Source organism: Citrobacter sp. R-1.5.2 (assembly GCF_035064245.1).
GTDB lineage: Bacteria > Pseudomonadota > Gammaproteobacteria > Enterobacterales > Enterobacteriaceae > Citrobacter.
The window spans coordinates 79747-95340 of the sequence record NZ_JASEYC010000005.1; the positions used below are offsets into that span (position 1 = coordinate 79747).

Below are 15594 nucleotides of genomic sequence, written 5' to 3' on the forward strand. Positions count from 1 at the left end.
CCTTTAATTTGTGAGTAAGAGGTTTTTTACTGGCGCTTAATTGCCGCCTTTGAGTAGTGTCCCGGCCTGTGGCGTGACAGGCGCGTCGACCGGTGCTTCGGGAAGATGACTTTCAATTTGGTGAGCAGGAACATGGGCATAGTCCTGCCGTACCCAGCGAAGAAAACCGCCGACCTTCACCAACAGGATGGCGAGGAAGGGAAGGGCGGTCAGAACCACCGTGGTCTTCATTGTTTCCAGAGACGCGCCGGTGAATAAAATGGATAATGGAATCAATGTGATAACCACACACCAGAACAGACGTAAACCTCGTTCAGGATCTTCCCCTTCCTGTAGGTTACGTGTGCTGGTGGCGGCCATGGTGTAGGCCACAGCATCCATATGCGAGGCAAGGAAAATAATCATGATGGCCAGATACGCGACCAGGAACAGCTTCCCGGCTGGCAATGACATCAGTACCTGCTGCACCGCCGTTTCGCCGCCCTGCGTTGCCATGATCTGCGGGATATCAATCACGCCATTGACAAACTGGTGGATAGAGTAGCTCTCCATCACCCCGAAGAAGAACCAACAGCCGACGGTACTGCCAAGGATTAATGCCCAGATAACTTCTTTGATTTTGCGCCCGCGAGAAACGCGCGTCACAAACATAGCGACGCCTGGGGTGTAGGAGATCCACCACAGCCAGTAGAACACTGTCCAGTTGCGGGTAAACTCACCGTTACCGAGCGGGTCGGTAAACAGGCTCATTTGCAAAAAGTTTTGTGTCGTCAGGCCGATAGCGTTGATGATGTTATTGGTGATGAACTCGGTTGGGCCGACAATCAGTACGACCAATGGCAGTAAAAATGCCCCCCAGCCCACCATCTTGCTCAGACGTTGCAGACCATTGTTGATGCCAATCCAGGAGCTGAGACAGAAGATGCCGCCAGAGAACAGAATCACAAAGGCTTGCACTGTAAAGTTATCCGGTAAACCGGTAAGCGCTGATAAACCACGGGTGAAGGTTGCAGCGGTAACGACCAGGGAGATGGTTAACGCGCCGACGGTGGCGATCAGGAACATCAAATCGACCAGTCTTCCCCATACGCCCTGTGGATGAACGCCGGTGATAGCAGCAATTATCCCGGACAGGCTCAACCCTTTGTTTTTACGCACATGGAAATGGTAGGCCATGGTTAACGAGGCCAGTGTATAGGTCGCCCACGCGCTGATCCCCCAATGGAAAAAGGAATAGGGCAGACTGAATTCCAGCGCTTTTTGTGAGTGTGGGGCGATGTTCAGACCCGGTGTTTGGTAGTAATAGGCCCATTCAGCAACACCCCAGTAGAGCGTGGAGGAGCCTAATCCAGCGCAAATAAACATAAACAGCCAGGAAAGCGTACTGTATTCTGCTTTACCTTCACCGAGGCGAATATTGCCGTATTTGCTGGTGGCCAGATAGACAACCAGCCCCATAGCCATGAGGACCAGGATCTGAACGGCAGAACCCAGCATGCGAGTGACACCGTTAAAAATGGTATTCGCTACTTGTGCAGACTGCTGAGGGAAGAGACTGAGTGTGGCGGCGATAAAAAGAATAGCCACCAGGCTGATGGCTATCAGTGGCACATCTTTTTTCTTTACGTTGCTCAACATGGATGATCTCCTGGGCATAGTCGCCCGCGTTTGGCATTAGCCTGTCGTTGTTATCATGCTGTAGGGTAAGATTTTGTCGCTTCGTATTTAACAATTTTATTATTTGTTCTTTACATGAATTAAACAATTGCCTGATGCGTGAAGCAATAAAACACGGAACGGAAATAATAAAAAGTGAATTCACGCAGGTTATTTGACGTACAGAACACATAAAAAAACCGCGTCAGTGACGCGGCTCATATTTCGTGGTTTGACCTCTAACGCAGTGCCTGGCAGATAGCGTCACCTACCTGTTGAGTGCTGGCATTGCCTTTCATATCCGGCGTTTTAGGGCCGCTGGCAATAACCTGTTCAATCGCGGCCAGAATGCCATCGTGGGCGGCCTGATAATTCGCATCGCCGTTGCCAAGGAAATCCAGCATCATCGCACCAGCCCAGATGGTGGCAATTGGGTTCGCAATATTCTTGCCGTAGATATCCGGGGCCGAACCGTGGACCGGTTCGAACAACGATGGGAAGGTCCGTTCCGGATTTAAGTTTGCCGAGGGGGCAATGCCAATCGTGCCAGTACAGGCTGGACCTAAATCGGACAGGATGTCGCCAAACAGGTTAGAGGCGACCACCACGTCAAAACGCTCCGGTTGCATGACAAAACGGGCGCACAGAATGTCGATATGCTGTTTATCCCAGCGGATTTCAGGGTACTGGGCAGCCATTGCTTCAACACGCTCATCCCAGTAAGGCATGCTAATGGCAAGGCCGTTTGATTTAGTGGCCGAGGTCAGTGTCTTACGCGGACGGCTCTGTGCCAGTTCAAACGCGTAACGCAAAATGCGATCAACGCCACGACGCGTGAAGACCGACTCCTGAATGACCACTTCATGTTCGGTACCCTCGCTTACGCGCCCGCCCAGTGAAGAATATTCGCCTTCGGTGTTTTCACGCACAACGTAGAAATCAATGTCGCCGGGTTTCTTACCCGCCAATGGGCAAGGAACACCAGGAAACAGGCGTACCGGACGCAGGTTGACGTATTGATCGAACTCCCGACGAAACTTGAGCAACGAGCCCCATAGTGAGATGTGATCCGGTACAGTATCCGGCCAGCCGACGGCACCAAAGTAGATAGCATCGAAGGATTTCAACTGTTCATGCCAGTCATCCGGCATCATCTTGCCGTGATGCGTATAGTACTCGCAACTGGCCCATTCCATTTGCTCAAAGCTGAGCGACAGGTCCCAGCGTTCGGCGGCTGCCTGTAACACATGAATGCCTTCAGGCAGGACTTCTTTACCAATGCCATCTCCGGGGATAGCGGCAATACGACAGGTTTTCTTCATAGCAGCTCTCACTTGTACGCCATCAAAATTGACTTTCCCCTTATCCTATAATTGACTGATTAATAGTTAATCCCTCCAACTGGTGAAACATAAAACACAGATCATGAATAATCTGCCGCTGTTAAATGATTTACGCGTCTTTATGCTGGTTGCCCGTCGTGCGGGTTTTGCCGCCGTTGCCGAGGAGCTGGGCGTTTCACCGGCTTTTATCAGCAAGCGTGTTGCGTTGCTGGAACAGACACTGAACGTGGTGTTGTTACACCGTACAACACGGCGTGTCACCATCACGGAGGAAGGGGAACGGATCTACGAATGGGCCCAGCGGATCCTGCAGGATGTGGATCAGATGATGGATGAGCTGTCTGATGTCCGGCAGATCCCGCAGGGGATGTTACGTATTATCAGCAGCTTTGGTTTTGGTCGCCGTGTCGTGGCTCCAGCGTTGTCAGCGCTGGCAAAAGAGTATCCGCAACTGGAGTTGCGGTTTGATGTTGAGGATCGGTTAGTCGATCTGGTTAATGAAGGTGTCGATCTTGATATCCGCATCGGGGATGATATTGCACCCAATTTGATCGCACGTAAGCTGGCGACCAATTATCGAATATTGTGCGCATCACCTGAGTTTGTGGCGCAGCACGGTACACCGAAACAACTGAACGATCTGTCCACGTTGCCCTGTCTGGTGATTAAAGAGCGCGATCATCCATTTGGCATCTGGCAAATGCGCAACAAAGAGGGCGTGCACTCGATTAAGGTGACGGGGCCGCTCTCCTCCAATCATGGTGAAGTTGTTCACCAATGGTGTGTGGATGGTCAGGGGATTGCGCTACGTTCATGGTGGGATGTCTGCGATAACATCGCCAGTGGGCATCTGGTTCATATATTGCCTGACTATTATCAACCAGCAAATATTTGGGCTGTTTATGTGTCACGTCTGGCGACGTCGGCAAAAATCCGTATTACCGTGGAGTATTTACGTCGCTATTTTGCTGAGAACTACCCGAAGTTCAGTTTGGAATAAATGGGGGTCAGCCCGGACTATGATCAGAAATAAAAAAGGCAGAATAATCTGCCTTTTTTCAACCATGACTTATTTACAAAAAACGTTATTTAGACTCTTCTGCTTCAGGTAAAGTCACGTTAAGTTCAAGGATAGAAATATCGCCGTCTTTTTGTTCAAGCTGTACGGTGACCATTTCAGGATCAATTTGTACATACTTACAGATAACGTCGAGAATATCTTTCCTCAACTGCGGTAAATAATGCGGCTCGGCGTCGCTACGACGACGTTCCGCAACAATAATCTGCAGTCGCTCTTTAGCGATGTTCGCTGTGCTCTTTTTCCGCGAGAGAAAAAAATCCAGTAATGCCATAACTTATCCTCCGAACAGGCGTTTGAGGAAACCTTTCTTCTCTTCTTCAATGAAGCGGAAAGGACGTTCTTCTCCCAACAGACGGTCTACGGTATCAGCATAGGCTTTGCCGGCATCAGCATTGATGTCGAGAATAACCGGCTCACCCTGGTTAGACGCGCGCAGGACTGACTGATCTTCAGGAATCACGCCAACCAGCTTGATTCGCAGAATTTCCAGTACGTCTTCCATGCTGAGCATGTCACCTTTATTTACGCGGCCAGGGTTATAGCGCGTAAGCAGCAGATGCTCTTTAATCGGATCTTCACCATTTTCAGCGCGACGAGATTTCGACGCCAGAATACCCAGAATACGGTCAGAGTCACGTACAGAAGACACTTCCGGGTTGGTGGTAATAATGGCTTCGTCGGCAAAATACAGGGCCATCAACGCACCGGTCTCAATACCTGCCGGAGAGTCGCAGACGATGAAGTCAAAATCCATCGCTTTCAGATCGTCCAGAACTTTCGCGACGCCTTCACGGGTCAGCGCGTCTTTATCACGAGTCTGTGAGGCCGGAAGAATAAAGAGATTTTCGGTACGTTTATCTTTGATCAACGCCTGATTTAACGACGCATCGCCCTGAATAACGTTGACGAAGTCATAAACGACGCGACGTTCACAACCCATAATTAAATCAAGGTTACGCAGGCCGATATCAAAATCAATAACGACAGTTTTCTTTCCCTTCTGGGCCAAACCTGTAGCGATGGCCGCGCTGGAGGTGGTTTTGCCAACGCCCCCTTTACCCGAAGTAACAACAATAATGCGTGCCATAGAAATTCCTTGTTAAAAAGGGATCAATTCAACGGTTGAACTGTCAAAGCGTTCTCTGCCAATTGCAGACGTGCCGCTTTGCCATAAAATTCTGCTGGGATTTTATCACTCAGCCAATAAACACCTGCGATAGACACCAGTTCTGCCGTCAGGTGGGTACAGAAAATTTGCGCTTCCCGATCGCCGCTTGCGCCCGCCAGAGCACGGCCTCTCATCATGCCATAAACGTGAATATTGCCATCAGCGATAAGCTCTGCGCCCGCACTGACGTGACTTGTAACAATCAGATCACATTGTGGAGCATAAATACGCTGACCGGAACGAACCGGTACATTTATTAATCGTGTTTTTGTGATGGGAGTAACGTTTTGTGGCGGTGCGGCAGGTGCCGGAGCGTCAACAGGTGCGGAACGAATGGCTTTTTCTTTACCTTCTGTCAGTAAAGGAAGACCCATTTCGTCGATTTCTGCCTTAAGTTTTGCATCCTTGCATCCGCTAACACCAATAATGCGCAGACCCGTGGACGTGATGACTTTTTGCAGCGCCGACCAGTTCACCGGGCTTTCAAGGCCACCCACGTTGATCACCACGGGAGCATGTTTTAAAAATGCAGGTGCCTGCGCGATTTTGTCTTCCAACGCCTGACGAATAACCTCGGGTTCTGCTTCATGTAAGTGAACCACTGATAAGGTGAAGCTACTGCCTTTAAGCTCGATTGGCGTGTTTGACATCCTGGCCTTACTCAATTTGCTATTTATCATCCCCAGTGCGGGGTGATATTCCGAAGACTATAAGGCATGTTATAGTCAGTATTATATTGAGGCAAGCCACCATTCCGTGAATTCAGAGTAAAAGATATGTTTTGTGTGATCTACCGAAGCAGCAAACGTGACCAGACCTATTTATATGTCGAAAAAAAAGACGATTTCTCGCGTGTTCCTGAAGAACTGATGAAAGGATTTGGTCAGCCAAAGCTGGCAATGATTTTACCGCTTGATGGTCGTAAAAAACTGGTTAATGCCGATCTTGAAAAAGTAAAACAGGCACTAACCGAGCAGGGCTATTATTTACAAATACCACCGCCGCCTGAGGATTTACTCAAACAGCATTTATCTGCGGTAAAACAAAATACACCAGACGCTAAACGTTAAACTGCATCCGGCAGCAGCATGTCGCATCGATGCAGTACCTGAAATCTATGACTACGTTAGGGGAAAGTAATGTATCAACATCATAACTGGCATGGTGCTCTGCTGGATTACCCGGTGAGCAAAGTGGTTTGCGTAGGTAGCAATTATGCAAACCATATTAAAGAAATGGGGGGAACAACGCCGGAAGAGCCGGTGTTGTTTATTAAACCTGAAACTGCGCTGTGCGATTTGCGCCAACCGCTGGTCATTCCGGCGGATATGGGTTCCGTTCATCACGAAGTTGAACTGGCCGTGCTGATCGGCGCAAACCTGCGCCAGGCGACAGAAGAGCATGTACGCAAAGCCATCGCTGGCTATGGTGTGGCGCTGGACCTGACCCTGCGCGATATCCAGGGAAAAATGAAAAAAGCGGGTCAGCCGTGGGAAAAAGCGAAGGGTTTTGACAACTCTTGCCCGCTGTCTGGGTTTATTCCGGTCGCGGAATTTAACGGTGATCCGCAGGATACTCAGCTCGGATTAACGGTGAACGGCGAAGTGCGCCAGCAGGGCACTACGGCGGATATGATCCATCATATTGTTCCATTGATTGCTTACATGAGCCGATTCTTCACGCTTAGAGCCGGTGATGTGGTACTGACCGGGACGCCAGCAGGCGTTGGGCCGTTACACAGCGGTGATGAGCTGGCTATCCGTTTCCATGGTCAGACACTAACCACCCGGGTGCTGTAATCTCTGCTTGCCGCCTATTTCGGGCGGCAAAACTTGCATCAACGTGCCAGACTGGTTATAAGGTGCAGCTTTAGTGAAATAGCGGATACCCTGATGAGCGACATACCTTTCTGGCAAAGTAAAACCCTTGATGAAATGACCGATGCCGAGTGGGAGTCATTATGTGATGGGTGCGGCCAATGTTGTCTGCATAAGCTTATGGATGAAGACACTGACGAAATCTACTTTACCAACGTCGCGTGTAAGCAACTCAATATCAAAACCTGCCAGTGCCGTAATTATGAACGTCGATTCGAATACGAGCCCGATTGCATCAAACTCACGCGTGATAACCTGCCAACCTTTGAATGGTTGCCGATGACCTGCGCCTATCGTTTGTTAGCGGAAGGGAAAGGGTTACCGGACTGGCACCCATTGCTGACGGGTTCAAAGGCGGCAATGCACGGTGAGCGCATTTCAGTACGCCATATCGCGGTGAAAGAATCAGAAGTGCGTGACTGGCAGGACCACATCCTGAACAAACCTTCATGGGCGGATTAATCCGCCCATCGATTAACAGGCGTAAAGGATTAAGACTTTTTCGCCTGATACATCTCATCACTATGGTTGTCATCTTCAACCCAGAAATTAATGTTGAATTGCGCATCGTCGCTTAATTCAACGCGATGCCAGTACTGCGGTGGGCTGGTCGCGAACTGTCCGGCATTAATGACCACTTTTACTTCAGGTTCTTTTGCGTCTTCATTGGCAAAACCGTAATACGTTACAGTGCCTTCCATCACGCAGAGTTGTCCAAAAACGCCCGCTGCAGTGTTGTGGTGAGAAAGCAGAGCGGCCGGGACATTGTCTTTCGTAAAGAAGGGAGTGGAGCGTTTAACTTTCCAGTTTGCCGGGATGCGTAAATGGGACATAAGACATCTCCTTTGAGTGGCACCTATAAGATGTATTTAATATACATCTTATAGGTGCCCGCAGGCAATGACATTATGGCAAAAAAAAACGCTCCCGAAGGAGCGTTCTGTTAGCGACCGAAGAGGTCACGTTTTTTCGGTTTAAAGGGCTGGGCAATCAGCACCAACACGGCAACGACCAGATAGGCGGCAAAAATCCCCAGCAGCCACTGCGGCATCTCCAGGGTTAAAAATGACCACTGACGCTCAGCACAGTCACCGGAAGCCATAAATACCTGCGGCAGCCATTTATCCAGCGGTAACCAACTCGGGAAGCGCGCGGCAAAATCACAGGTCATGAACGGTGACGGGTGAAGCTGAATCATCGTGTGTTCATACGCTAACTGAAGCCCGCGCCAGGCGCTGTAAATCCAGATAATCATCGCCACATAACGCAGTGGTGTTTTTGGGGCGATGGCGCCCACCAGACCAGCACCCATCACGCCAAATAATGCGCTACGTTCGTAAATACACAACACGCAAGGTTTAAGCAGCATGACATGCTGAAACCACAAGGCAACAAGTTCCAACGCCAGGGCGGTGAGCGCCAGCAATAACCATGCTCCACGCCCACGGGAGCACTGGTTTAAAAATCGCAACATAATAATTTCCCTGCAACATGCGTAGAGACCGCAGTTTAAACCAATTCAATTTATGCGCCACTAGCGGCAATTGAAATATTGTGTAATCGGATAATTATCATGCAAAAAGTCAAACCGGGCAGTGATTTACCCGGTTTATTGTTATGAAAGTGTAGCTAACCAGCCTGTTTGCGTCATCCATTCGGTCACGGGGACCAGCGTGAACTCTACGCACAACAGACCTACCAGCGTCAGGACGATCGTATACGGCAATGCCATCCACACCATACGGCCGTAGGAGAGACGAATCAGTGGTGCCAGTGCGGAGGTAAGCAGGAACAAGAATGCCGCCTGACCATTTGGCGTAGCCACGGAAGGCAGGTTGGTTCCGGTATTAATCGCCACCGCTAACAGTTCATATTGATTCAGGCTAATCGTCCCGTGCTCCAGCGCCGCTTTCGCTTCGTTGATGTAAATGGTGCCAACAAAGACGTTGTCTGAAATTGACGACAACAGGCCGTTGAAAAGATAGAACAGGGTCAGTTGTGCATGTTCAGAAGACTGCAAAACAAACTGAATAATCGGCGCAAAGAGTTGCTGATCGATAATCACCGCAACCACGGAGAAAAATACGGTAAGCAGCGCGGTGAAGGGCAGCGATTCGGTGAAGGCTTTACCAATAGCGTGTTCGTCAGTGACACCGGTTAACGAAGTCGCCAGAATAATCACCGACAAACCAATTAATCCGACTTCTGCCAGATGCAGCGCGAGGGCAACGACCAGCCATACGCCGATAACAGCCTGAATAATCAGCTTGATTTTATCCTGGCGGGTACGTTGTTGACGGCTTTCATCGTCAAACTGTTGCAGAACGCCACGGACAGCTTCCGGTAATGTTTCACCGTAGCCAAACCAACGTAACTTTTCAACCAGCAGGCAGGTGAGCAGACCGCAAATCAACACCGGAACGGTGACCGGCGACATGCGCAGGAAAAAATCACCAAAATGCCAGCCAGCCGCTTTGGCGATAATCAGGTTCTGCGGTTCGCCAACCATGGTCATCACACCGCCTAACGCGGTGCCGACTCCCGCGTGCATCATCAGGCTGCGCAGAAAACCACGGAACTGCTCAAGTACGGCTTTATTGTGCTGGTCGATATGGCTGTCATCCAGCAAATTGTTATCTTCCGGACGGGAAGAGGCGACGCGATGGTAGATGCCGTAAAAACCGACCGCCACGCTGATCACGACTGCGACCACGGTCAATGCGTCGAGGAACGCAGAAAGGAAGGCAGCGGCAACACAAAAGGCCAGCGACAGCAGCATCTTGGAGCGAATACTGAGCAGCAGTCGGGTAAAAATAAACAGCAGCAGTTGCTTCATAAAGTAGATGCCCGCCACCATAAACATCAGCAGCAAGAGCACTTCAAGGTTGGCGGCAACTTCTTCACGAACATGAGTGGCGCTGGTCATGCCGATGACGACAGCTTCGATGGCTAACAGCCCGCCTGGCAGCAGTGGATAACACTTAAGCGCCATTGCCAGCGTAAAAATGAATTCGGCCACCAGCAACCAACCCGCGATAAAGGGATTGATGAAAAAAATAAGCGGGTTAATGATTAAGAAGACGAGCAGTGCAAGTTTATACCAGTCCGGCGACTGGCCTAAAAAATTGCGCCACATAGCGCGGCCCCATGATAGCTCCATGGCAGTTTCCCTTACCTGTAAAAATGAAATCATGTTTTTATGTTTGACCGCAAAGCTTAGCGGCACGAGTGAATGCAGGCAAGCTCTTCACGTGGCTTATCGTACTGACTGCGTATCAGCGTTATCTGGAAAATGAAGCCTTGATCCACTTTTTCTTCGTTGCGTCAGCTATCAGCTAAGAAACCCGTCTGGTATGATGTGTGTAACTATGTTTTGCTGTGTAATGGAATTATCACTATGGTCATTAAGGCGCAAAGCCCTGCTGGGTTCGCGGAAGAGTACATCATTGAGAGTATCTGGAATAACCGCTTCCCACCTGGCACTATTTTGCCCGCTGAACGTGAACTCTCCGAACTTATTGGAGTAACACGTACCACGTTACGCGAAGTATTGCAGCGTTTGGCGCGGGACGGCTGGTTGACCATTCAACACGGCAAACCGACGAAAGTGAATAACTTCTGGGAAACCTCCGGGCTGAATATCCTGGAAACGTTGGCGCGTCTCGATCACGAAAGCGTTCCGCAGTTGATTGATAATCTGCTGTCTGTGCGTACCAACATCTCGACGATCTTTATTCGCACTGCATTCCGCCAACATCCTGATAAAGCCCAGGACGTTTTGGCAACGGCGAATCAGGTTGCTGACCATGCTGACGCGTTTGCCGATCTGGACTACAACATTTTCCGCGGTCTGGCATTTGCGTCGGGCAATCCGATTTACGGTTTGATCCTCAACGGTATGAAAGGACTTTATACGCGTATTGGCCGTCATTACTTTGCTAACCCGGAAGCACGCGGCCTGGCGCTGAACTTCTACCGTAAGCTGTCAGAGCTGTGTGAGCAGGGCGCTCATGATTTGGTCTATGAAACGGTGCGCCGCTATGGTCACGACAGTGGTGAGATTTGGCACCGTATGCAGAAGAATTTGCCGGGCGATTTAGCTATTCAGGGACGTTAATCGCGCAATGCCGGATGGTGACGCCAAAGCGTCTTATCCGGCCTACAATGCGTCTACATCGTAGGCCGGATAAGGTGTATTACACCACCTCCGGCAATCAATTTTACAGGCCGTTCATCCTTGGCGGGCAACGCTCCAGCAGTTCAACGCTGCCATCTTCATTTTGCTGCTCCAGCATCACATCAAATCCCCATAGCCGATGAACATGCTTCAACACTTCTTTGCGTCCTTTATCCAACGGCGCGCGGTTATGTGGGATGTAACGCAAGGTCAGTGAACGGTCGCCGCGCAGATCGACATTCCAGATTTGAATATTCGGCTCCAGATTGCTCAGGTTATATTGCGATGACAGTCTGTTACGAATCTCGCGATACCCCTCCTCATTGTGAATCGCTGAAATTTCCAGGTAATTATGGCGGTCATCATCCAGCACCGTGAACAGGCGGAAATCGCGCATCACTTTTGGTGACAGGAACTGGCTGATAAAGCTCTCATCTTTAAAATCACGCATCGCGAAATGCAGCGTTTCCAGCCAGTCGGAACCCGCAATATTTGGGAACCAGTATTTGTCCTCCTCGGTGGGCGACTGACAAATACGTTTGATATCCTGGAACATAGCAAAACCCAGCGCATAAGGGTTTATCCCGCTATACCATGGACTGTTATACGGTGGCTGGAATACCACGTTGGTATGGCTATGCAGAAACTCCAGCATAAAGCGCTCGGTGACTTTGCCTTCATCATAAAGGTGATTGAGGATGGTGTAGTGCCAGAAGGTTGCCCATCCCTCGTTCATAACCTGAGTCTGTTTCTGGGGATAAAAATACTGGCTTACCTTACGCACAATACGCAGGACCTCTCGCTGCCAGGACTCAAGCAGTGGGGCGTTTTTCTCCATAAAATACAGCAGGTTTTCCTGCGGCTCAGAAGGATAACGCCGTGCGGTAGAGATCGTCTTCTCTTCCTCTTTCTTCGGCAACGTACGCCACAGCATATTCACCTGGCTTTGCAGATACTCTTCACGGCTTTTCTGCCGGGCCTTCTCTTCCTGTAGTGAGATTTTTTGCGGGCGTTTATAACGGTCAACGCCGTAATTCATCAGCGCATGGCAGGAGTCGAGGAGTTTCTCAACTTCATCAACACCGTAACGCTCTTCACACTGGGTAATGTAGTTTCGCGCAAAGATCAGGTAATCGACGATGGAGCTGGCGTCTGTCCAACTGCGGAACAGGTAGTTATTCTTGAAGAAAGAGTTATGTCCATAGCAGGCATGCGCCATGACCAGTGCCTGCATGGTGATGGTGTTCTCTTCCATCAGGTACGCGATACACGGGTTGGAGTTAATAACAATCTCATAGGCCAGTCCTTGCTGACCATGCTTGTACAAGCGTTCGGTTTCAATAAACTTTTTACCAAACGACCAGTGCGGATAGTTGATTGGCATCCCTACGCTGGAATAGGCGTCCATCATTTGTTCAGAAGTGATCACCTCGATTTGGTGCGGGTAGGTATCCAGTTTGTAGAGTTTCGCCACGCGGTCTATCTCCGCCAGATAGACATCCAGCAGATCAAACGTCCAGTCGGGTCCATCGCTTAACCGTGTGCTGTCCTTGTTCATGGAATCAATCGTAGCCATTCGCGCACCCTCATTGTTGGCGGCACTCTCTGTCTGGAGTACCTCATTTCAAGCATAGATCATGGTGTTAAAAAGCGTGCTGCAGGAGAAATTTTTTCTTTGCGATTTCACGTTAGCGAAGCGTCGAAAAACGTCGAGGTAACAAAATTTTATGCTGGATAAAATTTACGCGCAGCAGGAGATGCCAAAGCAGAGACTTCCCTGCAATCACTGCTATGTGTGAGATACATCACCATAAAAAAGCCATATGTTGAATAATATTTTCAACTGAGTTATCAAGATGTAATTAGAAGATTGTTCTTTTACTGTTAACGGAGTGGCTATGCGAGTTGTCATACTGGGAAGTGGCGTCGTTGGCGTGACCAGCGCCTGGTATTTAAGTCAGGCTGGACACGATGTCACCGTCATCGATCGTGAGCCGGGTCCGGCACTGGAAACCAGTGCGGCGAATGCCGGGCAAATCTCTCCTGGTTATGCCGCGCCGTGGGCGGCGCCAGGCGTACCGCTAAAAGCGATAAAATGGATGTTTCAGCGCCACGCTCCGTTGGCTGTACGCCTCGACGGCACGCAGTTCCAACTGAAGTGGATGTGGCAAATGCTGCGCAACTGCGACACCAGCCACTACATGGAAAACAAAGGGCGCATGGTGCGTCTGGCGGAGTACAGCCGTGATTGTCTGAAGGCGCTGCGAGCCACCACGGGGATCGAGTATGAGGGTCGTCAGGGCGGTACGTTACAACTGTTTAGAACCGCTCAACAGTATGAGAACGCCACGCGTGATATTGCCGTGCTGGAAGATGCCGGTGTGCCGTACCAACTTCTGGAGGCAAATCGTCTGGCGGAAGTCGAACCTGCGCTGGCAGAGGTCGCGCACAAACTGACTGGGGGATTACGGTTGCCGAATGACGAAACCGGTGACTGTCAGTTGTTTACCCAGCGTCTGGCGAAAATGGCCGAGCAGGCGGGGGTAAAATTCCGTTTTAACACCCCCGTCGATAAGCTACTCAGCGAAGGCGAGCAAATCTATGGTGTCCAGTGTGGCGACGAAGTTATCAAAGCCGATGCCTATGTTATGGCCTTTGGCTCGTATTCCACAGCGATGCTCAAAGGGATCGTTGATATTCCGGTGTATCCGCTCAAAGGCTACTCATTAACCATACCGGTGGCAGAAGATGATGGTGCGCCGGTTTCCACTATTCTTGATGAAACCTACAAAATCGCTATTACCCGTTTTGATGAGCGAATTCGTGTTGGCGGTATGGCAGAAATTGTTGGTTTTAATACCGAGCTACTACAACCACGTCGTGAAACGCTGGAGATGGTGGTGCGCGATCTCTTTCCGCGCGGCGGTCATGTTGAACAAGCCACCTTCTGGACCGGGCTGCGTCCGATGACGCCAGACGGAACGCCAGTGGTGGGGCGTACCCGCTTTAAGAATCTGCTGCTCAATACGGGGCATGGCACACTGGGCTGGACGATGGCGTGTGGATCGGGTCAGTTGCTGAGCGATATTCTCTCTGGTCGCACGCCAGCCATACCGTATGACGATCTGAGCGTGGCGCGTTACAGTCCGGGATTTACCCCGTCTCGCCCACGGCATTTACATGGCGTACATAACTAATAAGGACGCGAGATGACCCGCCCGATACTGGCCAGCATTGACCTGCAGGCGTTGAAACAAAACCTGACCATTACGCGTCAGGCTGCGCCGGACTCCCGCGTCTGGTCGGTCGTAAAAGCCAATGCCTACGGACACGGTATAGAACGCGTCTGGACGGCACTGGGAACGACCGATGGTTTCGCTATGCTCAACCTCGAGGAGGCGATCACCCTGCGGGAGCGGGGATGGAAAGGACCGATTTTAATGCTGGAGGGGTTTTTCCATGCCGAAGACCTGACGGTGTATGACACATATCGTCTGACCACCTGTGTCCACAGTAACTGGCAGCTCAAAGCGTTGCAAAATGCCCGGCTGAACGCGCCGCTGGATATTTACCTGAAAGTGAATAGCGGCATGAACCGGCTGGGTTTCTTACCAGAGCGAGTAGCGACCGTCTGGCAACAGTTGCGGGCAATGCCTAACGTGGGTGAGATGACGCTAATGTCGCATTTTGCTGATGCTGAACATCCGGATGGCATCAAGGACGCGATGGCGCGTATTGCGCAGGCAACGGAAGGACTGGAGTGTAGACGTTCGCTGTCGAATTCTGCTGCGACGCTGTGGCACCCACAAGCGCATTATGACTGGGTTCGTCCGGGCATTATTCTGTACGGCGCGTCGCCGTCGGGACAATGGCGGGACATTGCCAACACCGGACTTAAGCCAGTGATGACGCTGAGCAGTGAGATTATCGGTGTGCAAACGCTGAAAGCAGGCGACCGGGTTGGTTACGGTGGCCGTTACACTGCCAGCGGTGATCAGCGCATTGGAATTGTGGCAACAGGCTATGCCGATGGTTATCCGCGCCATGCTCCGAGTGGGACACCTGTCCTGGTGGACGGTGTACGTACCGGGACGGTCGGCACGGTATCCATGGATATGCTGGCGGTTGACCTGACACCATGTCCACAGGCGGGGATAGGAACGCCTGTGGAACTGTGGGGCAAAGAGATTAAAATCGACGATGTGGCGACAGCGGCGGGCACGGTGGGCTATGAATTAATGTGCTCTCTGGCGCTGCGCGTACCGGTAGTGACGATGTAACTTTTGTAGAGT

General features: G+C 50.7%; 16 protein-coding genes. 7 read left to right on the forward strand and 9 right to left on the reverse strand.

Going from position 1 to position 15594, the window contains the following annotated elements; all coding sequences use genetic code 11:
- Positions 1-36 precede the first annotated feature (36 nt).
- A complete protein-coding gene (locus QMN38_RS11305) occupies positions 37-1638 on the reverse strand; it encodes a BCCT family transporter (RefSeq protein WP_323605082.1) in 1602 nt (533 codons plus the stop codon).
- Between the two features lie 257 nt (positions 1639-1895).
- Positions 1896-2978, reverse strand: coding sequence for a tartrate dehydrogenase (locus tag QMN38_RS11310; protein WP_323605083.1), 1083 nt, complete (start codon positions 2976-2978; stop codon positions 1896-1898).
- Positions 2979-3081: 103 nt separating this feature from the next.
- Here QMN38_RS11310 and QMN38_RS11315 point away from each other — a divergent pair, with 103 nt between their 5' ends.
- Positions 3082-3999 (forward strand): LysR family transcriptional regulator, encoded by a 918-nt coding sequence (locus QMN38_RS11315; protein ID WP_137345949.1) that lies wholly within the window; start codon positions 3082-3084, stop codon positions 3997-3999.
- Between the two features lie 85 nt (positions 4000-4084).
- On the opposite strand, the gene minE is transcribed toward QMN38_RS11315, so the two are convergent.
- Genes minE through minC form a run of 3 tightly spaced genes read right to left on the reverse strand, consistent with a single transcriptional unit; the run spans position 4085 to position 5898 of the window.
- On the reverse strand, positions 4085-4351 hold the full coding sequence (minE, locus tag QMN38_RS11320; protein WP_003833739.1) for a cell division topological specificity factor MinE: 267 nt from the start codon (positions 4349-4351) through the stop codon (positions 4085-4087).
- Positions 4352-4354: 3 nt separating this feature from the next.
- The gene (gene minD / locus QMN38_RS11325) at positions 4355-5167 is read right to left on the reverse strand and encodes a septum site-determining protein MinD (RefSeq protein ID WP_005122235.1); all 813 of its coding nucleotides are present in this window, start codon (positions 5165-5167) and stop codon (positions 4355-4357) included.
- 23 nt (positions 5168-5190) lie between these two features.
- Entirely contained in the window at positions 5191-5898 is a 708-nt protein-coding gene (gene minC, locus QMN38_RS11330) for a septum site-determining protein MinC (protein WP_323605084.1), read from the reverse strand.
- 126 nt (positions 5899-6024) lie between these two features.
- Here minC and QMN38_RS11335 point away from each other — a divergent pair, with 126 nt between their 5' ends.
- From QMN38_RS11335 to QMN38_RS11345, 3 genes are all read left to right on the forward strand, one after another.
- Positions 6025-6318 carry a YcgL domain-containing protein gene (locus tag QMN38_RS11335; protein WP_137381645.1) on the forward strand — a complete coding sequence of 98 codons (294 nt, stop codon included), beginning with the start codon at positions 6025-6027 and terminating at the stop codon, positions 6316-6318.
- Positions 6319-6387: 69 nt separating this feature from the next.
- Entirely contained in the window at positions 6388-7047 is a 660-nt protein-coding gene (locus QMN38_RS11340) for a fumarylacetoacetate hydrolase family protein (RefSeq protein WP_271449225.1), read from the forward strand.
- A gap of 93 nt (positions 7048-7140) precedes the next feature.
- The gene (locus QMN38_RS11345; protein WP_005122244.1) at positions 7141-7587 is read left to right on the forward strand and encodes a YcgN family cysteine cluster protein; all 447 of its coding nucleotides are present in this window, start codon (positions 7141-7143) and stop codon (positions 7585-7587) included.
- Between the two features lie 29 nt (positions 7588-7616).
- On the opposite strand, the gene QMN38_RS11350 is transcribed toward QMN38_RS11345, so the two are convergent.
- From QMN38_RS11350 to nhaB, 3 genes are all read right to left on the reverse strand, one after another.
- Positions 7617-7958: a TehB family protein gene (locus QMN38_RS11350; protein ID WP_016153372.1), complete on the reverse strand. Its 342-nt coding sequence runs from the start codon at positions 7956-7958 to the stop codon at positions 7617-7619.
- 110 nt (positions 7959-8068) lie between these two features.
- Entirely contained in the window at positions 8069-8599 is a 531-nt protein-coding gene (gene dsbB / locus QMN38_RS11355; RefSeq protein WP_271441516.1) for a disulfide bond formation protein DsbB, read from the reverse strand.
- A 141-nt stretch (positions 8600-8740) separates the two neighbouring features.
- The gene (nhaB, locus tag QMN38_RS11360) at positions 8741-10285 is read right to left on the reverse strand and encodes a Na(+)/H(+) antiporter NhaB (RefSeq protein WP_271455575.1); all 1545 of its coding nucleotides are present in this window, start codon (positions 10283-10285) and stop codon (positions 8741-8743) included.
- A 237-nt stretch (positions 10286-10522) separates the two neighbouring features.
- On the opposite strand from nhaB, the gene fadR reads away from it, so the two are divergent.
- The gene (gene fadR / locus QMN38_RS11365; protein WP_005122254.1) at positions 10523-11242 is read left to right on the forward strand and encodes a fatty acid metabolism transcriptional regulator FadR; all 720 of its coding nucleotides are present in this window, start codon (positions 10523-10525) and stop codon (positions 11240-11242) included.
- 103 nt (positions 11243-11345) lie between these two features.
- On the opposite strand, the gene QMN38_RS11370 is transcribed toward fadR, so the two are convergent.
- Positions 11346-12878, reverse strand: coding sequence for a SpoVR family protein (locus tag QMN38_RS11370; RefSeq protein ID WP_271441514.1), 1533 nt, complete (start codon positions 12876-12878; stop codon positions 11346-11348).
- A gap of 322 nt (positions 12879-13200) precedes the next feature.
- On the opposite strand from QMN38_RS11370, the gene QMN38_RS11375 reads away from it, so the two are divergent.
- Together QMN38_RS11375 and dadX are read left to right on the forward strand one after the other, a co-directional pair.
- Positions 13201-14499: a D-amino acid dehydrogenase gene (locus QMN38_RS11375; protein ID WP_271441513.1), complete on the forward strand. Its 1299-nt coding sequence runs from the start codon at positions 13201-13203 to the stop codon at positions 14497-14499.
- A 12-nt stretch (positions 14500-14511) separates the two neighbouring features.
- Positions 14512-15582 carry a catabolic alanine racemase DadX gene (dadX, locus tag QMN38_RS11380; RefSeq protein WP_271441512.1) on the forward strand — a complete coding sequence of 357 codons (1071 nt, stop codon included), beginning with the start codon at positions 14512-14514 and terminating at the stop codon, positions 15580-15582.
- Positions 15583-15594 lie beyond the last annotated feature (12 nt).

What these genes read in the sequence shown, in the direction of transcription:
- QMN38_RS11350 (WP_016153372.1), bottom strand. Translation starts at nt 7,958, where the DNA reads ATGTCCCATTTACGCATCCCGGCAAACTGGAAAGTTAAACGCTCCACT.
- QMN38_RS11370 (WP_271441514.1), bottom strand. Translation starts at nt 12,878, where the DNA reads ATGGCTACGATTGATTCCATGAACAAGGACAGCACACGGTTAAGCGAT.
- dsbB (WP_271441516.1), bottom strand. Translation starts at nt 8,599, where the DNA reads ATGTTGCGATTTTTAAACCAGTGCTCCCGTGGGCGTGGAGCATGGTTA.
- dadX (WP_271441512.1), top strand. Translation starts at nt 14,512, where the DNA reads ATGACCCGCCCGATACTGGCCAGCATTGACCTGCAGGCGTTGAAACAA.
- QMN38_RS11340 (WP_271449225.1), top strand. Translation starts at nt 6,388, where the DNA reads ATGTATCAACATCATAACTGGCATGGTGCTCTGCTGGATTACCCGGTG.
- QMN38_RS11315 (WP_137345949.1), top strand. Translation starts at nt 3,082, where the DNA reads ATGAATAATCTGCCGCTGTTAAATGATTTACGCGTCTTTATGCTGGTT.
- QMN38_RS11310 (WP_323605083.1), bottom strand. Translation starts at nt 2,978, where the DNA reads ATGAAGAAAACCTGTCGTATTGCCGCTATCCCCGGAGATGGCATTGGT.
- minC (WP_323605084.1), bottom strand. Translation starts at nt 5,898, where the DNA reads ATGTCAAACACGCCAATCGAGCTTAAAGGCAGTAGCTTCACCTTATCA.
- nhaB (WP_271455575.1), bottom strand. Translation starts at nt 10,285, where the DNA reads ATGGAGCTATCATGGGGCCGCGCTATGTGGCGCAATTTTTTAGGCCAG.
- minD (WP_005122235.1), bottom strand. Translation starts at nt 5,167, where the DNA reads ATGGCACGCATTATTGTTGTTACTTCGGGTAAAGGGGGCGTTGGCAAA.
- QMN38_RS11335 (WP_137381645.1), top strand. Translation starts at nt 6,025, where the DNA reads ATGTTTTGTGTGATCTACCGAAGCAGCAAACGTGACCAGACCTATTTA.
- QMN38_RS11375 (WP_271441513.1), top strand. Translation starts at nt 13,201, where the DNA reads ATGCGAGTTGTCATACTGGGAAGTGGCGTCGTTGGCGTGACCAGCGCC.
- QMN38_RS11305 (WP_323605082.1), bottom strand. Translation starts at nt 1,638, where the DNA reads ATGTTGAGCAACGTAAAGAAAAAAGATGTGCCACTGATAGCCATCAGC.
- QMN38_RS11345 (WP_005122244.1), top strand. Translation starts at nt 7,141, where the DNA reads ATGAGCGACATACCTTTCTGGCAAAGTAAAACCCTTGATGAAATGACC.
- fadR (WP_005122254.1), top strand. Translation starts at nt 10,523, where the DNA reads ATGGTCATTAAGGCGCAAAGCCCTGCTGGGTTCGCGGAAGAGTACATC.
- minE (WP_003833739.1), bottom strand. Translation starts at nt 4,351, where the DNA reads ATGGCATTACTGGATTTTTTTCTCTCGCGGAAAAAGAGCACAGCGAAC.